This window comes from Flavobacterium jejuense (genome assembly GCF_006491595.2).
GTDB classification, from domain to species: domain Bacteria; phylum Bacteroidota; class Bacteroidia; order Flavobacteriales; family Flavobacteriaceae; genus Flavobacterium; species Flavobacterium jejuense.
Window position 1 is genome coordinate 1 of the sequence record NZ_VEVQ02000056.1, and the last position, 332, is coordinate 332.

Sequence of the window (332 nt, forward strand, 5' to 3'; positions counted from 1 at the left end):
TAGTTCAATAAATTTGCTGTGCTATAATTTACAGGAACATTCGAAGTAGGATTTGGGTCAGTTGTAAAACCATTTTCTGCCGTCCAACCAGTATTTGCTCTTGCAATTTGTAATCTATATGATGCACCAGATACAGTACTTGTCCAAGATAAATTGGCAGGACTAGTTACAGTAGAAGCATTACTTGGAGCAATTGGTTGAACTCCAAAAGCTGTTGAAATGGTCCTAACAGCAGAATAGTTTGAAGTTCCTGTTGTAGCGTCCCAACTTCTAATAGTGTAATAGTATGTTTTTCCAGCTTTTGGTCCTTCAAAACTACCTAATGCGGTTTC

The 332-nt window shown here is 37.7% G+C and carries 1 protein-coding gene; it reads right to left on the minus strand.

The genetic code is table 11. From position 1 onward, the window contains the following. Positions 1 to 332 (minus strand): hypothetical protein (locus FIA58_RS21195; RefSeq protein WP_165928978.1); only part of this gene is annotated, 332 nt, incomplete at both ends.